Here is a 25,363-nt window from a genome sequence, read left to right as displayed (position 1 = left end):
TTCTCCCTTCAAATTAAAATTTAACTTCAATTTCTATTGGTTTTGCTCCAATTTCTACATGTTTAGTTTCTTTTATGTGAAATAGGGCAGCTATTGCCATGAACTTAGGTCTAACCATTTGATCGTTCTTTGTAGGAACTGGTGTTGGTGATTCTCCCTTAGCATATTTTGCTGCATTCTTTCCTATTAATCTATAAGTTTCTAGTGTTAATAGTGGTGCTTGTGGGAATAATTCTAAATTATTTAAAGGAAGTAAATCTTTTTGATGGATAACTGTTGTTCCTTTTGATTGTATTCCTATACCTATTCCTGATCCACTTAGTTTTGCTGCATCATTTGATATAAATGAAACGTCAGATGTTCTTATTACTCTAACAACACGAGCCTTTAGTCCTTCTTCTTCTATTCCAGCTATAATTTCTGTTAATATATCATTGTGTGATACATTAACTAATGTCTTGCTTTGAAACTTAAGGAAAGCTGGTGCTAATCCTATAACAACTTCATCTACCTTAGTTCCAACTTTTGCTTCTCCTACTTCAGTAAGCTGAAGCTTTGGTATAACATATTGATTTGTTGTATTTTCCATATTGCTCACCTCTACCCTTACTCTATATCTTCTGGTTTTATTACGTTAGGGATGTTCTTTATTTCTTCCCATCTCTCTGGACTAATTCTATAACCAGTTCCTGGTCCCATATAGTCATTTTTATCATTAACTGCACTTATAACATCAAAATCATTATCTAATATAGCTGATGTTTGTAAGTAGTCTCCAGTTACTCTTTGCTTAAGCATGTTTAATATGTTACCTGCAACATCATCAAATCCACCAGTGCTTAATGCTTTAACTATATCTAATCCACTTACTCTCTTCTTAAGCATTTCTTCTGCTGCCTTTAAGTCTTCAACTATGTTTCTTTCAGGCATATCTTTACTTCCATGAGCATAAGTTGCTGCTTCAACTTCTTCATCAGTTATAGCAGGGAAGCCTAATTCTCTAAATACTGCTTGTATTGCTTTTGCTGCTTTATTTCTAATTGCAATTGTTTCTTCTTCTGATACTGGTCTTAATCCACCATCTACCATTAAGTCTCTTTGAAGAACGTTGTAATCATCAAAGTCTTCAGCATCAAAGTTTGAACCTGCAAACATGTTATCATAGTTTGGAACTGCACTATATCCTGAGAATATGAAGTCTGTTCCTGGTAGCATTTGCATTAATGTTCTTGCTGTTCTTCTTATATCTGAATGTGAGAAAGTTTGGTCATTTGCTGACGCAACTTCTATATCAAGCATTGCTGCTATTAAGTTTTCAGCAAGTACTGCTCTTATTCCTGATGGAACTGCTCCTGTCATACCTATACAACTAACTGCACCATTTTGAAGTCCTTGAACTCCAGCACCCTTAGTTATGTATATACATCTTGACTCTAGGTAAAGCATTGATTTTCCTTCTGAATATCCCATTAATGCTTCTGAACCTGTACCTGATGTATATCTCATTTTAAGACCTCTTGAAGCATAAGCTGATGCTAAGAATGCCTTTGACCATGGAGTATCATCTCCATCTGTAAATACTGCTTCAGTTCCATATACTGAAACTGTTTCTGCATAACTTGTAAGTCCTCTCATACCAAGGTCAAGTTCTGTAGCTTCTTCAACTGAGCATTGAGTTAAAACTCCTCCACGACCTACTTGTGAACCTATTAATATAGCTAATGCATTAAATGGAGCATATCTAACTATACCAACTGTAGTTTCTTGTTCTGAAAAGCCTCTTATCCCTGCTTCTGCTGCATCTGCTGCAATTTGAACTGGGTTATCTTTTAAGTTTGTAACGTGACATTGATTTGAAGGTGTTTTTCTTGCTCTCATTTTTTGAAGAGCCATCATCATTTCAACAACATTCATGTGTGACACAACTTCTACCACCTTAGCTGGCGTTATAGATGTTGTTATGTCAACTATCTCATCTCTACTAACATTTATATCTACAAGTTTTCTTGCTATTTCTACTGAATCTAAACTCATAGCTTTTTCTGCATTTTTTAAATTGATTGCATAGTCAGCTATAAATCTATCTATCATATCAAAGTCTTCTCTTTTTTTGTTATCTAGCTCTACTACTGTTCCATTTTCAATTTTTATTGAAGATTTTGGATCGTTAGCACTATTCATTGCCACTAATCCCTCTTCTGGCCATTCTCCAATAAGACCATCTTGATTTACAGGACGCTTAGCTAAAACCTGGAATCTTTTTGATTTCACTTGCATTTCCTCCCTTGAACATAACATTTTATATTTTGACTTTAAGTTATGTTTGCTTTGTTATTTTTTTATCATGATTTGATTGTACTAAATTTTCTGACAAAACTCATTGCATTTTTTTGCTTTTTTCTTGCATTTTATTGTTAACTTTTTAGTTTTAAAATGTCATTTTTTTGCTCACTTTCTTTTTTGAAACCTTTAACTATAAAAAAATAGTCCTAAACCTTAAAGTTATAGGACTATTTTTTTATGAATATAGTGAAAACTTAATAATATTCATTATATTTTTTAACAATCTATTTTGTTTTAATAATTTCCCTATATTTTTTAGGAGTAATTCCTTCATATTTTTTAAAAACTCTAATAAAATATCCGCAATCTTCAAATCCCAAATCTAATGATATATTTAAAATTGGCGTATTTGTATTTTCAAGCATTTCCTTTGCTTTTCCAACTTTCTTTTCATTAACGTAAACTGTGAAATTTACTCCCATTTCTCTTTTGAAAAGTTTACTAAAATAACAAGTACTTAAATTACATAAATTAGCCATTTTTTCTAAAGTTATATTTTCATTTAAACTTTTTTCTATGTATTCTATAGATGGATTAATAATAGATTCACTTTCCGAAAAAATTATTGTATCTTTATTTATTTCTTCTTCACAATCTTCGTTAATTTTTAAATTAACGAATAGCTCTTTCATTATTGCTGAAATTTCATCAGGTTTAAATGGCTTCAATATATAATCATTAACCCCTAAAACCAATGCTTTACGCATAAGTTCAAAATCATCATAAGCAGTAACCATTATTATAACTTTATTAGGGTATTCTTCTTTTATTATTTGAGAAGCCTTTATTCCATCTATTCCAGGCATCTTTACATCCATTATTATTACATCTGGATTAAATTTTTTATTAAACTCAATAGCTTCCCTTCCATTACTAGCTTCTGCTATAACATTTGCGTATTTTGTATTACCAATAACCATTTTTAACGCTTGTCTTTCTAGTGTTTCATCATCTACTATCATTATTTTAAGCATTATAAAACTCCTAATCATACTTCTTTTGGTATAGTAATCTTTATTACTGTACCATTTCTTATCTTACTATCTATATGTATCTCATAATCTTCACCATAGCAATAGCCCATTCTCTTATTTGCATTATTTATACCTATTTTATCTATGTTATTATCAAATTTAAAACTTAATTGTTCTCTTATTTCATTAAGTTTTTGTCTTGATATACCCGTTCCATTGTCTTCTATGTATATATTCAAATGAGCATTATTTTCTTCTGTATAAATTTTTATACAACCTCCACTTTCCTTAGTTTCTAATCCATGAACCACTGAATTTTCAACAAATACCTGAACAACCATAAATGGTATTTTAATATTTTTAAACTCTGATTTTATATTAATATCATAATTTAGCCTATCTACAAATCTAACTTTTTGAAGATTTAAATATGCTGTTATATAGTCTAACTCTTCTTCCAGAGTAACTATCTTGTTAGCTTTTTTTAATGTATATCTTAGCATTTTAGATAAATCATAAATAACTTCTTGAGTTTTTGGAGCCTCTTCTATTATTGCAAGTGATGAAATACTATTTAAAACATTAAATAAAAAATGAGGATTTATTTGAGATTGCAATGCTTTTAATTGACAAGACTTAAATTCTTTTTCAAGCTCTACTTTAGCTTTTTTTGCTTCTATAAATTTCATATTTTTTTCATTTAGCTCTTTTTGTGCCATTTTTAGCACAGCCTCTTCAACAATATAATTACTTATATGAAACATCATTTGAGCAACTGATTGTATTTTACTAAAACTAACTCTTGGCAATTCTTTGTAAAGGTTTAAAACTTCTTCCCTATCAGTTTTACTTAAGTCATTAAAATCATTTTTTATTGCCACTATTTCCTCTAAATCTATATCTTCATCATCTATCAGAACTTGCCCTGCCATAACCGAACCCAAATGTTGACCATTTATTATTATAGGTGTAGCAAAATCAACTAATCCTTTATGACATTTATATATGTATGGTTTTTCAATTCTAAGGGCCTCTAGTCCCCCTCTTGAGTCACATCTCTCACATAATTCAAAATAAGATTTGCTAGATCTCATAAATTTACAAAAGTCACTACATTTACTATGTTTTGTAGCTGGCTTACCTTTGTAATCCACAGTAATTATTGACATTTCTGTAGCTTCAGCTATATCATCTTGTATTTTTTGAAATACTTCTATGTCTAAAATATCATTTAAGTTCAATAATTCCTTCAGTTGTCTCCCTTCCTTTCTACATTTTTGGTGTTTTAATAGCTAGTTTCTTATTTAATTGTTATTTTTTGTTTAATATCATTATATTGTTGTAAAAAAGATTTTTCAATACAATTTTTATCCCTGAGTGATTAAAATTTTTTAAAACTCTACTAAAAACAAAAAAATATTACTGCAAAACAAAATTTCCAGTAATATTTTAATAACAAATTTATAAAATTCTTATTTTCTTTTTATAGATTTTATACCCTTTCCTAGCAAAGCCAGTTTCACGGGATGCGAATCTTTTTGAATAATCACCTGGTAAAAATATAGTATTTTTTAATGCTTTTTCTATCTTATATTATTAAATCTTCGCCTGTTGCATTTGAAGTTCCCCCTAGTATTTCTTCTCCAAAAACATTGTCATTCATTAATTTTATTATACAAATAAAATCTTCACTTTTATCTATTACTGAGTTTATATCTTTTTTGAACCTTATTAATTTAGATGGAGACATTTCTCCTCTAAATACAGATTTTTGAAAATGTGATAGGTATTTTTTACATACTTTAAATACTTTATTTACACGTTTTTCATTTACATCATAAAAAACAAAAGCATAATTATAATTACTAATTTTACTCATTAAAAATCCTCCATATAAAATAAATACATTTTGCGTTCTCTTATTACTGTTAAAAAGCCTAATTCATAACTACTCTATAAAAATCAAAATCCTTCTTTCAATCTAAATGGTATAAACTCTTTTTCTTCCATTATATATTTTATAAGTTTATAACAATCAAGCTTCATCGCAGTTCTATAACTAACTCTTCTTTTTAATTTAGGATGATTAAATACAGTTTCTAGCCTATCTTCAAATGCCGCAATAAATATCTTTTTACCTTCTTCATTTAATAAGCAGTAATTTACTTTCTTATCAAAATGCTTACTTACTTGCAATTTTTTATTATTAACTAAATCAAATATTGTCTTATATACTATTACGGGCTTAAAAACTTCGCTTATATCTAAACTCAATGAAAACCTCCCCTCTGAGGGTTCATGCAAGTAACTTATTCTTTGATCTAAATGTGTTCTATAAATTGCCGAAATTGTTTTTGTATATAGAAGCGAATTTCCAAAAGAAATAAGTGCATTTATTGGATTATCAGGTGGTCTTTTTACTCTCTTATTAATAATAAAGTCCTCTGGTAAAAAATTTTTAAATTCACTATAAAATCTTTGCCATACTTCCCCTTCAGCAGCCATAAGCTCTTTTATATTTTGTGAATTTTCTACTCTATTAAAAAACTCATCTTTAATCCAATCTATAGTATTCTTTACTTCTTTTTTATTATGTTTATAGTAATGATATAAAACTTCACTTATATTAAGTCCTATACCTTTTACTATGGCTTTTGCAATAATTAATCTAGATGTATTATATTTTTCAACTTGTTTTACTAATAATCTTCCACTATTGTATTGATCTTTAGGATAAAATGTTCCACTATAGCCTTCAAAGTAATTAAAGAAATGAACCACCACATTATTCTTTGATAAGAAATCTAACAATTTTGTGTTTATACTTACCTCATTTAGGCAGTAAATTTCTTTGGTATTTTCAATTGGAATATATACATTTTTTCCATCTCTTCTAAAACATAATGAGTTATCTTTTCTAGTCAATTCTCCCATAGATGATATATATCTTGTACTTCCCATATAAATCCTCCATACACCCTAACTTATATTTTTTATATTTCGCATATTTTAAGTACTAAAATTTTATTAAATATAGCAATACTCATAATATGCACATTTCTTGCAGGTTGGTTTATTTAATACTTTAGGTATTTCATTTTCTGAAATTAATTTTTTAATTTCCACTACATATTTATCAAGTTGTTTTTCTAACTCTTCATTTAAATCAATATAGACAATTTTTTTATCAGATTTATTTTTTTCTACACATTCTAATTTTCCTTTTCTTAGTATGCCCTTACTCTTTAGCACTTTTAAATAATACAATAGCTGCCACTTGCCAGCTTCCATATCTGCATCTGATTTTTTAACTTCTGTTAAATATTCAGATGTAAGTTTATCTAATTTGATATTATCAATTGTTATTTCAGTGTTATTAGACTTTGCTGCCTTTTCTTCATGAATTGCTTTTCCGATCTTAACAATTTCACTATTGTCTTCTAAATTAAGTCTATTTCCGTGTAGATAACACTGCCTTTTACAGTGAAAATAATAATTAATTAAAGTACCATTTACTCTCAAACTATAATATCTCCTTTCATTAAATATCTAAAAACAACCCTATTTCATTTGCAAATTTCTCTTTATTAAGTTTTTCACCTTGAAAATATTGTTCTCCATTTTCTATATAATAAAGTTCTCCAATTTTATCAGTATAAGGCAAGTCAACATTCTTTTTAATCTCATAAATAAAGTAATTCATTTTACTTTTTGCTACAGATAACTTAACTTGCTTTTCTGAATAATCCATAGAATTGTTATTTAAAAGACTTTTATATTCTTTCCAAACTTCTCTTCCATCAATTTCTATGATTTTATTATTTTCGTTCTTTTTTATAGTTCTACCTAAATAAATAGACATGTTCCAATTATTCTCTTCTATAAGTTTCATTCTTCTTTCAACATCTACAAAATTAAGCTTCCCAACTACTTCTTTAAAGAAATTTTTCAAATTGCTTTCATTAAAAGAATCATTGTATTTAACCTTTATCATATTAAGTACAGGTTCATAATACTTATTAAAATCTTTATTCACTAAAACTTTTCTCATTTCATCATTTAATAAACTTAAATCACTATTAACTCTAACATCATTTTTATATATTAAATCCGTCTTATCTAAATTAAAAAAGTATACTTCTCCCTTTCTTTTGCATGATCTATTGATTCTCCCCATAAATTGTTCGTCACTATCTAACTTAGAAACATCCTTATATCCTATATCCATATCAATATCTACACCTGCTTCAATAACTTGAGTAGAAATTAATATTATTCCTCTTTTCTTAGTTTCTTCACTACTTATTAAATCTAAAATCCTTTTTCGCTCTATAGCATTATCATCACCTGTCATAAGCTCTATAATTAGATTTAATTCGTCATTTTCTATATCTTCCTTAATATTATTATAGAAATCATATGCACTTTGCTTTTTTATAAACTCAATAAGTATCTTCTTTTTTCTTTTACTATTTTCTTTTACATGTTTATAAAGTACATCTAATGTATCATCTAAATCCATAAGTTCATAGCTTACTTTTACTCTATCTTTAAATAGTGAATTAGAAAAATACTTTTCTCTGTTCTTAATTAAATTTGCACTATCCAAATCATCTTTACCTAGCTTTATTTCTTCTGAATTAATATCTTTAACACTATCTTCAACATTAATTAAAGCATTAAGATTTGGCAAAGTTGCTGACATTATTATTACTTTCATATTCAAGACTTTAGCAAAATTATTTAAGAATGATATTATTTCACTCCAAATAATATTCTTATAACTTTGAATTTCATCTAGAACTATTATAGAATTAGCTAATTGATGAAATCCAAATGCACTTTCTTTTGAAAAACCAAACATTGTATTAAATAAACTTACATGAGTAGTTAAAATCATTGGATAATTTAAAAATTGTCTATTTAATAATGCTTTAGCATAATACTTATAATCTTCTTCTTCCTCTTCTAATCCTTTATCTTTTTTATCCATCTTTATAGGAAATATAGAGTTTATAATAGCTATCTTATTTAGTATTTCTTTATCTTTCCCAAAAGTTTTATTTAAAGTTTCTAAGTTTTGTTCCACCAATGTATTAAAAGGATATACATAAAATATCTTTTTAAGCTCCTTATTATGTTCCATTAGCTTAAAACTTAAATTCATAGATACATTGCTTTTACCACTACCTGTTGGTGCTTCTAAGAAGAATATGTTCTCATCCTTATTTTTAGATAATTCTCTTTCTGCATCTAAAAACATCTCATTTCTTAATATATTAATATCTTTTTCATTTTTTAAATCTTTATTTTCATTTGTATAATCATTAGATTCATATTTTCTTATACTCTTATATACTTCTGTATCTTTATATACATGGTAAAATTCATCTATTTCTTCTAATTCACCAAAAGTCTTTATCTTAGTGCCACTCATAAATTCACTAGTAGAATAAAAGTCACAAGCTACAAGCAACGAATATAATAATTTGCTATATGTATATAAAACAATTGTATTCTCTTCACTTGTTCTTTTAATATATTTCTTTGTATTGTCACATTGCTTTTTTATTTTATTCTCTGATAAAACAAATTCTTTTGTATAGATCTTTCTATAATTATTTTCAAATATATTGATTACTTTGGCTCCATCTCCACCCTCATAAAACATATCTAAAAATCCTAAAAAATCATCTAAATTTCCATGATGCTTAGATATAATGTACGCATTTAAAAACAATATTGTTCTCACTTGCTTTTTTTCTGCTAATTCTAAACTTAATACTTTATTAAGATAATAATCTATATATAATACAGCTGATATTATTGAATGCCTTGTACCAATTTGACTAAAGCTTTCTACATCTTCTTTTAAAGGATTATCCATATTTTTGATTTGAAAGTATGGATTTATCTTGCCAATATCATGAAATGCAATTGTGTTTATTAAAAGCTCTCTAAAAACTTTTCTTCCATCATTACTTAAATCTTTAAAATATATATTTTCAAAATTTAAAAATATTTTATCTAATCCTTTTGATTTAATTATTTTATTAAAATACTCTTTACATAGATCTGTATGTTCTTTTAATGTTTCTTTTTCAATACACTCTTTTTTATATTTTTCAAATTCATTCTTATTTGTTCCTTCTTTTAAATGAGCATAGAAATCATATTTACTACTTATTAATTCTTTTGTATCAATTACATTAATTTCATCAAAATACAAACTAAATCCTCCTAAATTTAAAGGAGGGTTCCCCCTCCTGAAGTTCACATCCTAATAGATTCGTTCTATTAATATTAATAAATTTCTACTAGTCTTATTTAATTAATAAAATACAATATTATTATTTTTAATCTTATATACACTACATTTGCTATCACTGCATACTTTGATATTTGTATATAAAAAGCTTTTTAACTCATACATATTAGTATCTTCATTTAAGCTAATAGGCAATTTCTCTTCATACTTAAAAGTTTCTTCATAAATATCATCTTCATACTCATCTTCTTCATTCAAAACTACTTTGAAAGATTCTTTAGTAAAAAGACAATTAATTTTATTAACATTACTTCCATCTAATATAGACTCTGTATCCAGCAATTCTACATTAGATATGTCAGCATAATGATCATTTTTACCTAGGTATGGTGAATATACAGCTTTATGATTAATTAAATTATCTGCAATTTTTTGACTTTCTTCATTTTCAATTAAAACATATATATCCCAAGAAGGATTTTCAAGCCATTGTTCCTTAACTATTAAATTGCCTCCTTGTTCTTTTGATGCATATCCAACAGAATTATTAAAGCACTGCACTTTCTTAGGTATAAATCCCTTTTCATTACTAGGTGCTATAGATACCTTTAGATCTTTTAGTTTTTCATAAAACTCTGGAAATTTAATTTTAACTTCATCTTTTTTCTTTTTTTCGCTTAATTCTTCCTTAAGCTTCATTTGATTATATCCACCATATCCAAGCACGGAGCCAAATAACCCTAATAAAGCTACTTTATGAATATTTCCATAAGTAAAATAGAGATAAGTATTTACATCTGGTTTCTTAAAAAATGCTGTTTTTCCACTCAATTTAAACTTTAAAACCTTCATATTTTACACCTCTTCTTGTGTAAATATATTATAAACTTTAGCTCCTTTTATTTCAGATTCAAGGATAGTTGTATATGGATTATAATAAATTTCAATATTCTTAACTTTATCAGAAACAGAATTAATTAAATCTGAACACTCTAGCTTTATAATGTTTTTACCTTTATCTTTATTAAAGATCACAAACTCTGATAAATTAGGAAGATATAAATCTTCTTCAGTTTCTATAAGTAAAGCAAATTCATTTTCACATCCTACCTTTGAATTAGTTGCAAATGATGTTGCACTTACTAAAGAAGCTTTCTTAAATTTATCATAATCTTCTTCAGTGTAACCATCAGTTACACCAAGTTCTACAAATTCCTTATATGCAAGTGGATTTATTGTAAATGGATAAAAATAGTGTGCTTCATTACTTACAATCTTAGTTCCAAGAGTTGAATTTTTAGCTTCATCAGAATCACCACTATCTTTTGAACCATCTCTAAAAGGAGAAAGTATTTGTTGTTCTTCTGGATTTGTATCTTCATATTTATTAAATCCTTGACCGATTTGAACAGCTCCAGTTATAGATATGTTATTACCTTCTTCTGCAAAAGTTGCTCCAAAATTCTTAACATCAATTGCACTAAATAAATTCACCAAAACATCTTTAGTATTTTTGCATTTCTTTAAGTCTTCAACATTAAAAATTTGCTCATATCTTTCTTTTAAGGCTCTTGGGACTAATTGAACTTCACCTTTTTTTTCTGAAAATCTCATAGATTTAATATATAAAACTTTTTCTCCATTATTATCCCACATTTTTTTCATTGGATATTTTAAAGCTTTATCGCTTCCAAATGTATCCCCGTTTGAAGTTGTCTTTGGGTATCCAGTAAAATCTGCATTCCAATTTGCCATAACAGATGAAATTCCAATTACTCCATAAACTCTCTTATTCATTTACACTTCCTCCTTATTGTCACTTTCGTAAATTAAACTACTATTTAAATATCCTGCAATAATCATATCTTGATTCACAGTACTTTCAGGTTTATATCCTAAAATCATTGCGTATAAATTCTTAAATCTTCTTCCATTCATATCAATATCATAATTATATTTCTTATAGAAATTTCTAAGTTTCTCTTTTATAATTTCATTATTTTTACCATTAATAAATGGATTAGCTAAAGAATGTGGTTTCTTCTTACCTTTGTTCTTAGATAATAAATAATTTACTAATTGTCCTACTGCAAAATAATATTCATCATCATTTTCAATTTTACCTGTTGTAGGTGCATTTATTTTTTTTCTTAAAGTTTCCTTCAAGTCAAATATTATATCTGCCATATCATCATTTCCTTCCTTAAAATATTCAATAAGTGACCACCTCAAATTAAACTGATGGGATGCCTTAATAATATATCCGTTTATAATAGACCCCTTTACTAAACTTAAAGAAACTCTGTTTAAAATTTTGAAAACTCCATTATCTATTCCTTTATAGATCCAATTAAATAATGATTCTCTAGCTAGTAATAAGTTACTCTTTAATGATCCATCATTTATTTTCAACTCTCCTGGTTCTGTAAAATAATTTGCAATTAAAAACTTTGAAAAAAATACCTCATTTAATATATCTTGAAATTCCTTTACTGTAGTACACGAACCATATTTTTGAATAGATACATTTTTTGAAGCTAAATCTAAATTTAAAATATTCCTGAATTTTAATTTTTTAGTTAAATTGTATTTATATCCAGTTATAATATCATAATCATGTATTTCTACTTCTTTTCCTTTTTTAATTCTTAAAAATGAGCCTTTAAATTCTCTTTCTGGTAATTCACCATTTTTATATGATTTAATTTCATTTTCAATATTATCAAAGTAAATATTTGTTTTGCCTACTGCTACAAGATTCATTAAGTAATCAAAAAACTTTCTTTGAAGTAATACTTCTCTCTTATCTATTAAATAAGGTACACCTACTTTTCTGCTTTTATTTTCCAAATAAGGTTTCTTAGAATTAAGTCCCATATTATCATTTGGTAAACCATAAATATTATTATTAAAATTCACATTAAAATCATTACTATTATAAATATTAGGAATTAAATACCTCATTCCTTCTCTTTTATAATTTTCAGTAGGATAGTTAAAGAATACTTTTAAATAATCCTTACCACTAATATCAATTGTTAAATTAAATATATTTTCCTTAATCCATGCTTTTATATTTTTTAATGTATCTACATTAACTAAACCAATTTCTTCTTCAACAGATTCATATATATTAGTTGCTTTCTTAGACTTAGAATATTTAACTCTAGGGTTAGATAAAATAGCATAATAACTATCTATTATTTCATCTGTTAATTTCCCATTAGTTAAGCTCTCTTTCTTTACAAAAAAAGAAAAATAATTATTGCTATGAATTACTTTTTTTCCATCTATAGGCTTATTCATATCAATAAGCTTACTATTGTAATCCCACGCACAAACATGATCAAAGTATTTATTACTCCTATCTATTTCTTTAGTTTTCTTATTTTGCTTTATGTTAACTACTTCCTTAATTCCAAACGAGTCATCTTTAGGTTCTACTATGACATAAGTTCCGTCTGCTGGCACATATGTATCTAGTATTATTTTATCGCCTTTTTTTTCTAACTCATGTTGAAATACTTCTAAACATTCTTTTAACAAATTATATTCACCTCCTTAAAGCCATCTATAATTTATAAATCCAAAACCCCTTCCATTATTCTCAAGTATGCCTGTCCCAATACTCATATATGCTAAATTTTGAGCCATTTCATTTTCAGCTATATTTAAAGAAATTTTATCCCCTAAAAGTTTTATTTCTTTATAAGATGTGGCAATTGGTTTTTTATTTTTAAATTCTATTGTAGTATACAAATCAAAATCTTCATTTATTTTGGTATCTAATATAGAATTATATTTTTTAATAAGATTTTCTTTTAATCTACGTTCAAAATCGTCTATAGTCATTTTACTCTTCCAGTAACCATTATTACTTTTCATAATAGCTGGAGTTATAGAATAAATCTTATCAATATGCTTTTTAGGAATTATTCTTATTTCAGAAGTTAATGCTTTTATATAATTATCAAATTCATTTACCAATACATTATTAAAAAATTTTGCTAAATTTTTATCTATTGTCCTAATAGTTAATGTATATACATTATTCTTTTTATAAACTTTATCTTTTTCTATTGGATATAACGAATCAAAACAATAATATTTAAATTTATTACTTTTATGAAACTTTAAAAGTTCTTCATTCTTGGATAATCCTTTATCAATAAATGCACTTAAATTTGATTGCAAATTTTCTAAAATTATATCTTCTAAAAGAAAAACTTTTAATTTTATTTGAAATACATTCATAATCATACCTCCTTGTAACAATTTTACTATTAATTGATTTATTTGTAAATAATTGTAGTGATATCACATCATATGTTACTATTAATTCTACATATTTTTATTATAAGCAAATTTAAATACATCTTATGTTATAATTCTATACTATTTTACTTTTATAACTATATTTTTACTTTTAATATTCTTTAAATTAATTATTTTTTCGCCAGATTGTTTATTTTTATTTCTTTTCATTATGTTTTACCCTCACTTCAAATTTTTATTATTAGTAATGACATTATAAAACCTTGCACTTATATAATGAACATTTTATTCTAATAATATACATAATTTTATAAATATTTATTTTAATATTAAAAATAGCAGTAATAAACTTTAATTTAGCTTATTACTACTATCAAATATATCTCTAAATCTATTCATATTAAAAATGTTAAAATTCAACTCAGTTCTTCTTATATAAATAATAAAACAATGTCAAAAAAGAGTTGTATTAATTAAGTTAAAAACCAATTAATACAACTCTACTTTCTTATAGAATACTAATGACTTTCTGCTTTCCTAAGAACATTTACTTCTTCTTCTGTTAATCTAGTTTTTATATATTTGTAAAGCTTTATTTTTTGCTTTATCATAGATTACTAATTCTTCTGCTAATCTTATTTTTGCTTCATAAATATCTTCATCTTTTTGTTTTGTTTCTAATAAGCTTTTTGCCATTTTAAATACTAATCTTAATGGATTATCTTCACTTGTATTTTCTAAGTTTATCTTTTAATCTAACCTTTATTATCTTATCTGATATTATTTTTTTCTGCACTATCTTTATCAAAAATATCCTTTTGAATTTCTTGTAATTCTTGATCTAGACTTTCAGTTCCAAGTTCTCATACAATATTATCAAATATCTCTGGAAAAAGTAATTCTACTATTTCAATTTCAAAGGCTTCTAATAGATTAATGAATATATTTAAATGTGGGCATTAAAATCATGCTTTTTAATCAAGTTATTTCATGCCCTTCTTACTTATCACTACTATTATATTTTCTTAATATATTTATATTATATCTTATATATTGTAGTTTATAAACTTAATCTAAAGAAATTTTTTCTTACCCCTATTTTTATGTAATAATATAGCAATTATTTTAAAATTATCCTCTAAAGGTTACTCATACAATTAAAACTTTATTTAAATACATCTCATGTTAATGTTAATCCAGCATTGCAGTTAGTTATAAGTGGATATTATGTATTTAAATACATCTCATGTTAATGTTAATCTTAATATTACCTCTGCAAACTTCATTAAAAGCTAATTATTTAAATACATCTCATGTTAATGTTAATCCATGATATACAATAGGTTATTAGATACTACTTAATAATTTAAATACATCTCATGTTAATGTTAATCATATTATATAAAGAAAGCGAGTTGTATTAAAAAAATTTAAATACATCTCATGTTAATGTTAATCATGAATATGTGGAATGGTCAAATACCTTCTGCATAATTTAAATACATCTCATGTTAATGTTAATCTATTTGCCACCATTATATATAGCTGTAGTTATTCCATTTAAATACATCTCATGTTAATGTTAATCAATTAAATTAAAGTTATACCTAAACTTTAAAGGTAAATTTAAATACATCTCATGTTAATGTTAATCGTTCTAGTCGGTTAATCTATAAGAAACAGCTTAAAGCATTTAAATACATCTCATGTTAATGTTAATCGTATCAATATCATCATTATCTTTTGGTATATTCTTTTCATTTAAATACATCTCATGTTAATGTTAATCTAAGTTCCAATTCTGAAAAATCAATTTCTACTATATTTAAATACATCTCATGTTAATGTTAATCTAATGAAAGGAAGTTGGAAAGAATGAAAATAAAAGCATTTAAATACATCTCATGTTAATGTTAATCTTAGTAAAACAAACAGCTTTAGGAGGGATTTAAAAAATTTAAATACATCTCATGTTAATGTTAATCAGATATATGTAGTTACTAATACTATATGTTAGTATAATTTAAATACATCTCATGTTAATGTTAATCTAAAGAAGGCAAAGTAATTTGTGATTTACCAATAGAATTTAAATACATCTCATGTTAATGTTAATCTAATCATAAATTTTGAAATTACAATAGATAATGGATTTAAATACATCTCATGTTAATGTTAATCAAATTAATATCATGGTCAGATTTATTATTCTTTAGATTTAAATACATCTCATGTTAATGTTAATCTTGTTCCAAGTATCACAGAATATTTTGGAATGATATTATTTAAATACATCTCATGTTAATGTTAATCTACTTGCACTATCTTAGAAGAGATAGACCATAAACTATTTAAATACATCTCATGTTAATGTTAATCTCACAAATAAATACTAATAAAGAAATATTTAAAGAATTTAAATACATCTCATGTTAATGTTAATCCTTAAGTTGCTCTTAAAAACAAGGGAGAAATTAAAAATTTAAATACATCTCATGTTAATGTTAATCAGCACTTAATCGAAAGGTAGAAGATATTTGGTACCTATTTAAATACATCTCATGTTAATGTTAATCGAGAATGAGGAATATTTAGAAGCAGAAACATCTACATTTAAATACATCTCATGTTAATGTTAATCAGAATATTGTAAAAAATATATAAATGCTTATAGACGATTTAAATACATCTCATGTTAATGTTAATCTCATTATCATTTTGTAACTCAATAACTTCATAGTCTATTTAAATACATCTCATGTTAATGTTAATCGAACACAATGACAGAAGTTATGATGTAAAATATGCATTTAAATACATCTCATGTTAATGTTAATCGATGGAGACAAGATGTATATTACTGGAGATATAGGATTTAAATACATCTCATGTTAATGTTAATCTATTGATTTATAGATTTTATAGGTCTGCCATTTATAAATTTAAATACATCTCATGTTAATGTTAATCGCTTAACCCAATATTTAAAAGTGGCTGTAAGCTAGATTTAAATACATCTCATGTTAATGTTAATCTGCAATAAAACAAGCTATAAAGAAAGAATATGAGGATTTAAATACATCTCATGTTAATGTTAATCTTCACCATTGCTCCATGCCTTTATTTCTTGCATAGCATTTAAATACATCTCATGTTAATGTTAATCTTTCACCTTTTGAATCAAAGCAATACCATTTCCCATATTTAAATACATCTCATGTTAATGTTAATCCAGTAGATAAAGAAGTTAAAAAGCTATGTTGTGGAAATTTAAATACATCTCATGTTAATGTTAATCATTCCATTTGCTTTACACCATCCTAAAGGTATTGAATTTAAATACATCTCATGTTAATGTTAATCCATCTATATTCCTTCGTAGTGCTATCCCACAGCTCTATTTAAATACATCTCATGTTAATGTTAATCAGTCGGTTTTTTCTTTTCCTTTATCATTTGTATAGTATTTAAATACATCTCATGTTAATGTTAATCCTCCTACTTTAATCAACTTGCATACCTCCATTTTCGATTTAAATACATCTCATGTTAATGTTAATCTGGTCTATCATCACTATTATAGCTTTTACCATCATATATTTAAATACATCTCATGTTAATGTTAATCTATGAGCCACAAATAGAAGCTGACAACGTTCAAGAGTATTTAAATACATCTCATGTTAATGTTAATCTAGTTATAATATATAAAATAAAGAGGTGTTTTGAAAATTTAAATACATCTCATGTTAATGTTAATCTTTTAATTGCTGCTAATTCATCTATAGTAACCATGATTTAAATACATCTCATGTTAATGTTAATCGAGCTTTCATAATCATTAATCCCTACAATAAATTCATTTAAATACATCTCATGTTAATGTTAATCTAATCCAGCTAAATGTAACTCTGCTCTTTCTGGTATATTTAAATACATCTCATGTTAATGTTAATCCTATTTCTTTTTCAATATCTTTTATTTCTTCCTCAATTTAAATACATCTCATGTTAATGTTAATCAAATTAACGTATCTCTCGGTTGTCTTAATGTTGCTAATTTAAATACATCTCATGTTAATGTTAATCCCAATTGAACCTAAATCATATAGTGCAATACTTACATTTAAATACATCTCATGTTAATGTTAATCTGCAATAGTTGATGAATACCATCAACACTTAACAAGATTTAAATACATCTCATGTTAATGTTAATCACTTATAATCTTCTAACTTTTGCTGCGCTTCCTTCATTTAAATACATCTCATGTTAATGTTAATCGCCTACAATATCTTGTGGAATGCTAGGTGTACATTGATTTAAATACATCTCATGTTAATGTTAATCCTAATAATGATTATATTCTAGATATTTTAGAAAAATTTAAATACATCTCATGTTAATGTTAATCCTATAGATATACTTTAAATTTGGTGGTGTACTTAACATTTAAATACATCTCATGTTAATGTTAATCTCAATTTACACACTTAATCAAGATCTAGTTGATGTATTTAAATACATCTCATGTTAATGTTAATCTAAGAACTTTTCAAAAGCCCATATAGATTTTAAAGGATTTAAATACATCTCATGTTAATGTTAATCCAAATTGACATTGATATAAATAATGACATTCAACAATTTAAATACATCTCATGTTAATGTTAATCATAGTCTTTGTAAGAGTTTGTGTCGCTCTTAACTAATTTAAATACATCTCATGTTAATGTTAATCATATTGCTTTCAAAAAAGCATAATTTATTTAACTTAATTTAAATACATCTCATGTTAATGTTAATCTATTCTTTGCTTTCACTTCCATTAAAGAATAATCCTATTTAAATACATCTCATGTTAATGTTAATCTAAAATAAAAAATAAAGAAGTAAGCTTCTTATTAAGATTTAAATACATCTCATGTTAATGTTAATCGTAAAGCAATATACGTAGTTATCAATACTATGTTTATTTAAATACATCTCATGTTAATGTTAATCCTACATCAATATAGTGGACTTTCATATCTCCTACATTTAAATACATCTCATGTTAATGTTAATCTCTCCAATGACTTCCTGATTTTTATTTATTATAGTTATTTAAATACATCTCATGTTAATGTTAATCCTTGTTTTTTGCTTACAAATACATTTTACGTACTTAATTTAAATACATCTCATGTTAATGTTAATCTGTCTACTTACAGCTACGAACATTCCCTTAGAATTATTTAAATACATCTCATGTTAATGTTAATCTTTAATATGCTCTACTGTAAATGTAGTTGGATTTACATTTAAATACATCTCATGTTAATGTTAATCTAATCAACAATAACATCACCATCATTAGAATCACTATTTAAATACATCTCATGTTAATGTTAATCTTGTATTCATTACTATTAAACATATAGTCATAAAGTATTTAAATACATCTCATGTTAATGTTAATCCCAATGGAATTACTATGTAGCAGAATCTAATGTAACATTTAAATACATCTCATGTTAATGTTAATCATTGTTTTTTCCCTACCTCTAACAATATTTAATGAAATTTAAATACATCTAATGTTAATGTTAATCTGAAAATTATCCAAAACCTACAACTTTATTTATAACATTTAAATACATCTCATGTTAATGTTAATCATATTTACCTTGCCTTGAACTAATAATCCAAATTTAATTTAAATACATCTCATGTTAATGTTAATCCTCCTGCTATTTCTAAACAACTATTCCATTTATCATTTAAATACATCTCATGTTAATGTTAATCTCTGTTACTATTCCATTGATTCCACATACTTCACAATTTAAATACATCTCATGTTAATGTTAATCAGTAAGAAATTCACATTCCCATATGGAAGATGTTTATTTAAATACATCTCATGTTAATGTTAATCGATAACTCCCTTTGGAATTGATGCATTTTCTTTAGATTTAAATACATCTCATGTTAATGTTAATCGCTGATGTAGAAAGAGATATGAAAGAGACTCCAAATTTAAATACATCTCATGTTAATGTTAATCTTTTATCTTCATCTCCACTCCCATCCCATCCATATATTTAAATACATCTCATGTTAATGTTAATCGCTTAGGAATAGGTTCAGCCATTAAAACTTTCAGATTTAAATACATCTCATGTTAATGTTAATCTGAAAAGGCTGCGTTTATAAAACCTTATCGAGAAGAATTTAAATACATCTCATGTTAATGTTAATCTTAGATTTAAGGAGGAATCTTTCATGGATTTGAAATTTAAATACATCTCATGTTAATGTTAATCTAGATTATTTAAAAGATTCTACAAATGTTTCAGGAAATTTAAATACATCTCATGTTAATGTTAATCTGAATTAGATGTTGTATTACCTGTAAGCAATAATTAATTTAAATACATCTCATGTTAATGTTAATCCCTAAACCAAGATCATAAAATTCAGTAGTTTTATGCATTTAAATACATCTCATGTTAATGTTAATCCAGGAACATTTAGTACTGATCTAAATAAAATTAAATTTAAATACATCTCATGTTAATGTTAATCTCACTAACGCAGCAACTTAGGGTATAGCCTTATTTATTTAAATACATCTCATGTTAATGTTAATCTTCTTTTGTTTTTCCATTGCAATTATAAATAGCACCATTTAAATACATCTCATGTTAATGTTAATCAATGAGCAATATTTAATGGAATTATTTTTTGAATAATTTAAATACATCTCATGTTAATGTTAATCTTGAAAAATTAGTATAAAGTAGGTGTAAAAAAATGAAATTTAAATACATCTCATGTTAATGTTAATCATATTATAATAATAGCTTTTAAGTTGCCCTATTGAATTTAAATACATCTCATGTTAATGTTAATCTCTTTAGCTTTTTTAGTAAGTACATTAAGTTCTTGTATTTAAATACATCTCATGTTAATGTTAATCTATGCTTTGAATAACTGAACTTGGCCACTTTTTCTAATTTAAATACATCTCATGTTAATGTTAATCTTATAAATTCCTACTCTAGTAATCATATTTTGCATATTTAAATACATCTCATGTTAATGTTAATCAATCAAATAAAAATAAGGTTGTAGGCTATATGGAACATTTAAATACATCTCATGTTAATGTTAATCTTGATTGAGTACATAATCATTGTTTTTGCAAGACATATTTAAATACATCTCATGTTAATGTTAATCAAGCAGAACTTAACAAGTTACAAGATAAATATGATTATTTAAATACATCTCATGTTAATGTTAATCGATGAAACCAAGTATAGTTGGTATGGAAAACTTAGATTTAAATACATCTCATGTTAATGTTAATCAGGCAAATTAAATGACGGTACAACCTATTTTATAGAATTTAAATACATCTCATGTTAATGTTAATCTCTACACCCTTTCTTACTACCTTAAGCATTTGATGCATTTAAATACATCTCATGTTAATGTTAATCTAGCTACCAAGATCCTCATACATCTTAAAAGTGTTATTTAAATACATCTCATGTTAATGTTAATCTCTTAATAGAATGTTGAGTGATATAGATGGTTCTTAATTTAAATACATCTCATGTTAATGTTAATCTACTGTAAGAACAAATGCTATTAAAAATCTAACTAAATTTAAATACATCTCATGTTAATGTTAATCTTTATTACTATTCAAACAAATTATTAAAATAATTATATTTAAATACATCTCATGTTAATGTTAATCGGTATTGTTTATAGTATGAATGGTGGGGTAAAAGAATTTAAATACATCTCATGTTAATGTTAATCCCTCCTGCTATTTCTAAACAACTATTCCATTTATCATTTAAATACATCTCATGTTAATGTTAATCTCAACTCCACAATTCGAAAGAATAACTTATACTATATTTAAATACATCTCATGTTAATGTTAATCATATTTAAAAAATAGAAAAGGAGAATAGATATGTTATTTAAATACATCTCATGTTAATGTTAATCCCACAGTGGATTTCCAAGTGGCTTTGATACTTTATAATTTAAATACATCTCATGTTAATGTTAATCTACCAGCGTGGAGAGCTAGGACAATTAAATCACATAATTTAAATACATCTCATGTTAATGTTAATCCAATACTACAACAAAGATAGAACAATCTAGTACAGGATTTAAATACATCTCATGTTAATGTTAATCAAGAAACGATATGAATTAAGTAGTAATAAATATTTATTTAAATACATCTCATGTTAATGTTAATCCTTCTATAAGAAAACATGGAATGTATGCAACAGAATTTAAATACATCTCATGTTAATGTTAATCATAATTATGAATGTTAAAAATGGTTTTAGTGAGTAATTTAAATACATCTCATGTTAATGTTAATCAAAACTCTATTAGTGTAATATTCTCATATTGCCTATATTTAAATACATCTCATGTTAATGTTAATCGTTCAAGGCAAGGTAAATATTGTATTGCAAAATAGATTTAAATACATCTCATGTTAATGTTAATCCTGTACTGCTATTATAGATGGAAAATCGTATATTTTATTTAAATACATCTCATGTTAATGTTAATCAGATTAACTAAAAACTAGCTAAGAGGAGGTTAAAAAATTTAAATACATCTCATGTTAATGTTAATCAAAACAATTAAAATCAAAACGTATGATTATAAAAAATTTAAATACATCTCATGTTAATGTTAATCAGGTTATTGTAATGTTTGGGCTAATATAAATGGAAATTTAAATACATCTCATGTTAATGTTAATCCATTAATCATCTACTCCTTTTATTGTATCAATTCTAATTTAAATACATCTCATGTTAATGTTAATCTAGTAGAACAAAAGTTAGATTTTAGCGATTGGGTTCCATTTAAATACATCTCATGTTAATGTTAATCTGATTAGTCCTATAAAAAGCATTCTAATAAAAAAATTTAAATACATCTCATGTTAATGTTAATCCTTTACAGAGTTAGTATAGACGACTTGATAAATGGATTTAAATACATCTCATGTTAATGTTAATCCTGCAATACTAATACTCTTGGTGTAGCTTTTGAAGGATTTAAATACATCTCATGTTAATGTTAATCTTAGTTACTACTTCTTCAGCTTTAACTTCTTCAACTATTTAAATACATCTCATGTTAATGTTAATCATGATGCCAGTAGTTTTAACAAAAGCAACTGACTAATTTAAATACATCTCATGTTAATGTTAATCACAATATATAAATGTCAACCTATGAATGTAAGTTTTCGATCATTTAAGAATGTAGTTTTTTAATCTTCGTCTTGCTTAAAATGATCTTTTAGTCTATACGACTTTCCATTAATTGTAACAACATGGGCATGATGTAAAACTCTATCTAATATAGCGCTAGCTATAACAGCATCATAAAAAATGTCATCCCAAGAATTAAAATTTATGTTGGTAGTTAAGATAGTACTTTTCTTCTCATATCTCATGTCGATTAATTGAAAAAATAATTTTGAATCTTCTTTATCTATAGGTAAATAACCTAATTCATCAATAATAAGAAGCTTATATTTACTAAAGTGCTTAAGTCTAGCATCTAATCTGTTTTCTAGATTTGCTCGCTTTAGCTGCTGTAACAAATCATTACACTTAATAAAATAAGTACTGTAACGTCGCTTCGCAGCCGCGATTCCTATAGAAGTAGCAAGATGTGTTTTACCAACTCCACTAGAACCTAGAAATACAATGTTTTCTTTTGATTCTAAAAAACGCAATGTTAAAAAATCTAAGATTTGATCTTTATTAATTCCAGGTTGAAAATTAAAGTCAAAATCTTTAATTTCTTTTTGATGTGGAAAAGCTCCAACCTTAACCATAGATCTAATCATATTTGCTTCTTTACAGTCAATTTCATGAGCTGTAAGTTTAATAAGAGCATCAACAAAAGATAGATTATTTTTTGTTGTAAAATCAATAACTTCGTCCAAATGAGTAATCATTTGCTTCATTTTCAAATATTCTAAATTATTTATAAGTTGTGTATATGTACTATTCATTTTGGTATACTTCTCCTATCATTTTTAAATTATTTCTAGCTATTTCTTTTATTTCATATGAATTTTTATTAAATGTTAAAGCACTAATTTCAGCATAATGTTCAGCTTGATAATTTAATTTCTGATTTTGTATTTTATGAATAGTAACTAAATTTGTGTTATAATACACATGTAGTTGATCATCATAAACTTGAAGTTTTAGTTTTTTGCCTATATATTCTGGTGGTACAGAATATTGATTTGATTTATATGAAATCATGCTTTGACGATTTACTTTAACACTTGTGATGATTATTTTGTAGTGATTTCTTATCTGCTCTTTAGGCAGTTCAGATAAGAAATCTTTTTCTTTTTCTAAATGTAATATAGGTATTTTGCCAGTTGATGTATGGCATGTACTATTGATTCTATTGTTTAAATTTGCAACAAGTTTATGCAGACATTCATAATCTAAGGTTCCGTTATATGCTCTTATTTCATCTAATAGTTTCATAGGAGCTTCAACTTTAGCTTTTGTATTCGGTCTTCCTGCTATGCAGGGACGGACATTAAATCCATAGTCATCTGCAAATTGTTGAAATTTATTATTTACTTTTCCTTTAGAATAATTGGTTCTAGCTTCATCCATAACAGTTTTCATGTTATCTGTGAGTAATTCTTCAGGTACTCCTCCAAATGTTTCAAATGACTCATCTAAAAAAGAAAGTAGTACGTCTTGTGTTTTATCAAGAGATAATTTATATACTCTAAACCTTGAGTATGAAAGGATTAAAACAAAAACATTTATATTAATAACTTCACCTGTAGTTAAAATAAACTCTATATTTTCTTTCCAATCCAATTGTGCCTGTTTTCCTTTCTCAGTTTCATATCTCATAATCGAAGTAGTTGATATATGTCCTTTTTTCCTATTATTAAAGTACTCATTAAATTCTGAGTGATTAGAAATGTATCTTCTAAACGAAGATTGTGCGCAATCTAGTCCATGATTATCTTTAAGGTATTGCCATAAAATGCGCTTATAATAAAATACTTGAATTGAATCTTTACCAAGAAGCTCTTTTATAATAGGATCAAAAGCTTCTATTTTAGATTTGCAGTTTCTAGTAGTAGGTTTGACATATCCATTTAAATATTTGCCTACGGTTCGAGGATCAACACCAAGCTCTCTAGCTATCTGGCTTTTATTTACTTTCAAATTGTTTACCTCCATAATTGGCTTTAGTTTATGAAGATCTTCTAAAGTATTAATTTTAATTTCTGAATAAATATTAGTTTTTATAATCATAATTACCCCCAATAAATCTTGAGTAATTATAATTTATAAAAACTAAATTGTACATTCTTATATGATCGTTTCCTTACATTCTTATCGTATCATTTATACAATATGGGTTTGGGAGAAGTGAAGGTCAAAAGATTTAAATACATCTC

Annotated in this window: 15 protein-coding genes and 1 CRISPR repeat array; all 15 genes read right to left on the bottom strand. The window is 25.8% G+C overall.

Features of this window, described 5'->3' with window-relative positions:
* Positions 1-13 precede the first annotated feature (13 nt).
* The gene (locus NG904_RS13370; protein WP_252212192.1) at positions 14-589 is read right to left on the bottom strand and encodes a propanediol/glycerol family dehydratase medium subunit; all 576 of its coding nucleotides are present in this window, start codon (positions 587-589) and stop codon (positions 14-16) included.
* Between the two features lie 17 nt (positions 590-606).
* A complete protein-coding gene (locus NG904_RS13365; RefSeq protein ID WP_252231988.1) occupies positions 607-2,271 on the bottom strand; it encodes a propanediol/glycerol family dehydratase large subunit in 1,665 nt (554 codons plus the stop codon).
* Between the two features lie 296 nt (positions 2,272-2,567).
* Entirely contained in the window at positions 2,568-3,317 is a 750-nt protein-coding gene (locus tag NG904_RS13360) for a response regulator transcription factor (RefSeq protein WP_252231986.1), read from the bottom strand.
* A 14-nt stretch (positions 3,318-3,331) separates the two neighbouring features.
* Positions 3,332-4,570 carry a sensor histidine kinase gene (locus NG904_RS13355; protein ID WP_252212423.1) on the bottom strand — a complete coding sequence of 413 codons (1,239 nt, stop codon included), beginning with the start codon at positions 4,568-4,570 and terminating at the stop codon, positions 3,332-3,334.
* A 335-nt stretch (positions 4,571-4,905) separates the two neighbouring features.
* Positions 4,906-5,196: a CRISPR-associated endonuclease Cas2 gene (cas2, locus tag NG904_RS13350; RefSeq protein ID WP_252231984.1), complete on the bottom strand. Its 291-nt coding sequence runs from the start codon at positions 5,194-5,196 to the stop codon at positions 4,906-4,908.
* 83 nt (positions 5,197-5,279) lie between these two features.
* The gene (cas1b, locus tag NG904_RS13345; RefSeq protein ID WP_252231982.1) at positions 5,280-6,278 is read right to left on the bottom strand and encodes a type I-B CRISPR-associated endonuclease Cas1b; all 999 of its coding nucleotides are present in this window, start codon (positions 6,276-6,278) and stop codon (positions 5,280-5,282) included.
* Positions 6,279-6,344: 66 nt separating this feature from the next.
* Entirely contained in the window at positions 6,345-6,839 is a 495-nt protein-coding gene (locus tag NG904_RS13340; RefSeq protein ID WP_252231980.1) for a CRISPR-associated protein Cas4, read from the bottom strand.
* Positions 6,840-6,858: 19 nt separating this feature from the next.
* Positions 6,859-9,546, bottom strand: coding sequence for a CRISPR-associated helicase Cas3' (gene cas3, locus NG904_RS13335; protein WP_252231978.1), 2,688 nt, complete (start codon positions 9,544-9,546; stop codon positions 6,859-6,861).
* Positions 9,547-9,648: 102 nt separating this feature from the next.
* Positions 9,649-10,437, bottom strand: a complete 789-nt coding sequence (gene cas5b / locus NG904_RS13330) for a type I-B CRISPR-associated protein Cas5b (RefSeq protein ID WP_252231976.1) — start codon at positions 10,435-10,437, stop codon at positions 9,649-9,651.
* A 3-nt stretch (positions 10,438-10,440) separates the two neighbouring features.
* Positions 10,441-11,382, bottom strand: a complete 942-nt coding sequence (locus NG904_RS13325) for a type I CRISPR-associated protein Cas7 (RefSeq protein WP_252231974.1) — start codon at positions 11,380-11,382, stop codon at positions 10,441-10,443.
* Positions 11,383-13,131, bottom strand: coding sequence for a type I-B CRISPR-associated protein Cas8b/Csh1 (locus tag NG904_RS13320; protein WP_252231972.1), 1,749 nt, complete (start codon positions 13,129-13,131; stop codon positions 11,383-11,385).
* Positions 13,132-13,146: 15 nt separating this feature from the next.
* On the bottom strand, positions 13,147-13,839 hold the full coding sequence (gene cas6, locus NG904_RS13315) for a CRISPR-associated endoribonuclease Cas6 (RefSeq protein WP_252231970.1): 693 nt from the start codon (positions 13,837-13,839) through the stop codon (positions 13,147-13,149).
* Between the two features lie 588 nt (positions 13,840-14,427).
* Positions 14,428-14,556, bottom strand: coding sequence for a hypothetical protein (locus NG904_RS17320; RefSeq protein WP_286674356.1), 129 nt, complete (start codon positions 14,554-14,556; stop codon positions 14,428-14,430).
* Between the two features lie 471 nt (positions 14,557-15,027).
* Positions 15,028-23,117: direct repeats of the CRISPR family, unit length 30 nt; unit sequence ATTTAAATACATCTCATGTTAATGTTAATC.
* A gap of 59 nt (positions 23,118-23,176) precedes the next feature.
* The gene (gene istB, locus NG904_RS13310) at positions 23,177-23,929 is read right to left on the bottom strand and encodes an IS21-like element helper ATPase IstB (RefSeq protein WP_252231968.1); all 753 of its coding nucleotides are present in this window, start codon (positions 23,927-23,929) and stop codon (positions 23,177-23,179) included.
* The gene (istA, locus tag NG904_RS13305) at positions 23,922-25,217 is read right to left on the bottom strand and encodes an IS21 family transposase (protein WP_252231966.1); all 1,296 of its coding nucleotides are present in this window, start codon (positions 25,215-25,217) and stop codon (positions 23,922-23,924) included. Before istA ends, istB begins: the two co-directional genes overlap by 8 nt.
* Positions 25,218-25,363 lie beyond the last annotated feature (146 nt).

Source organism: Clostridium sp. ZBS15 (assembly GCF_023845705.1).
Lineage (GTDB): Bacteria > Bacillota > Clostridia > Clostridiales > Clostridiaceae > Clostridium > Clostridium aquiflavi.
This window is presented reverse-complemented; position numbering and strand designations above follow the sequence as displayed.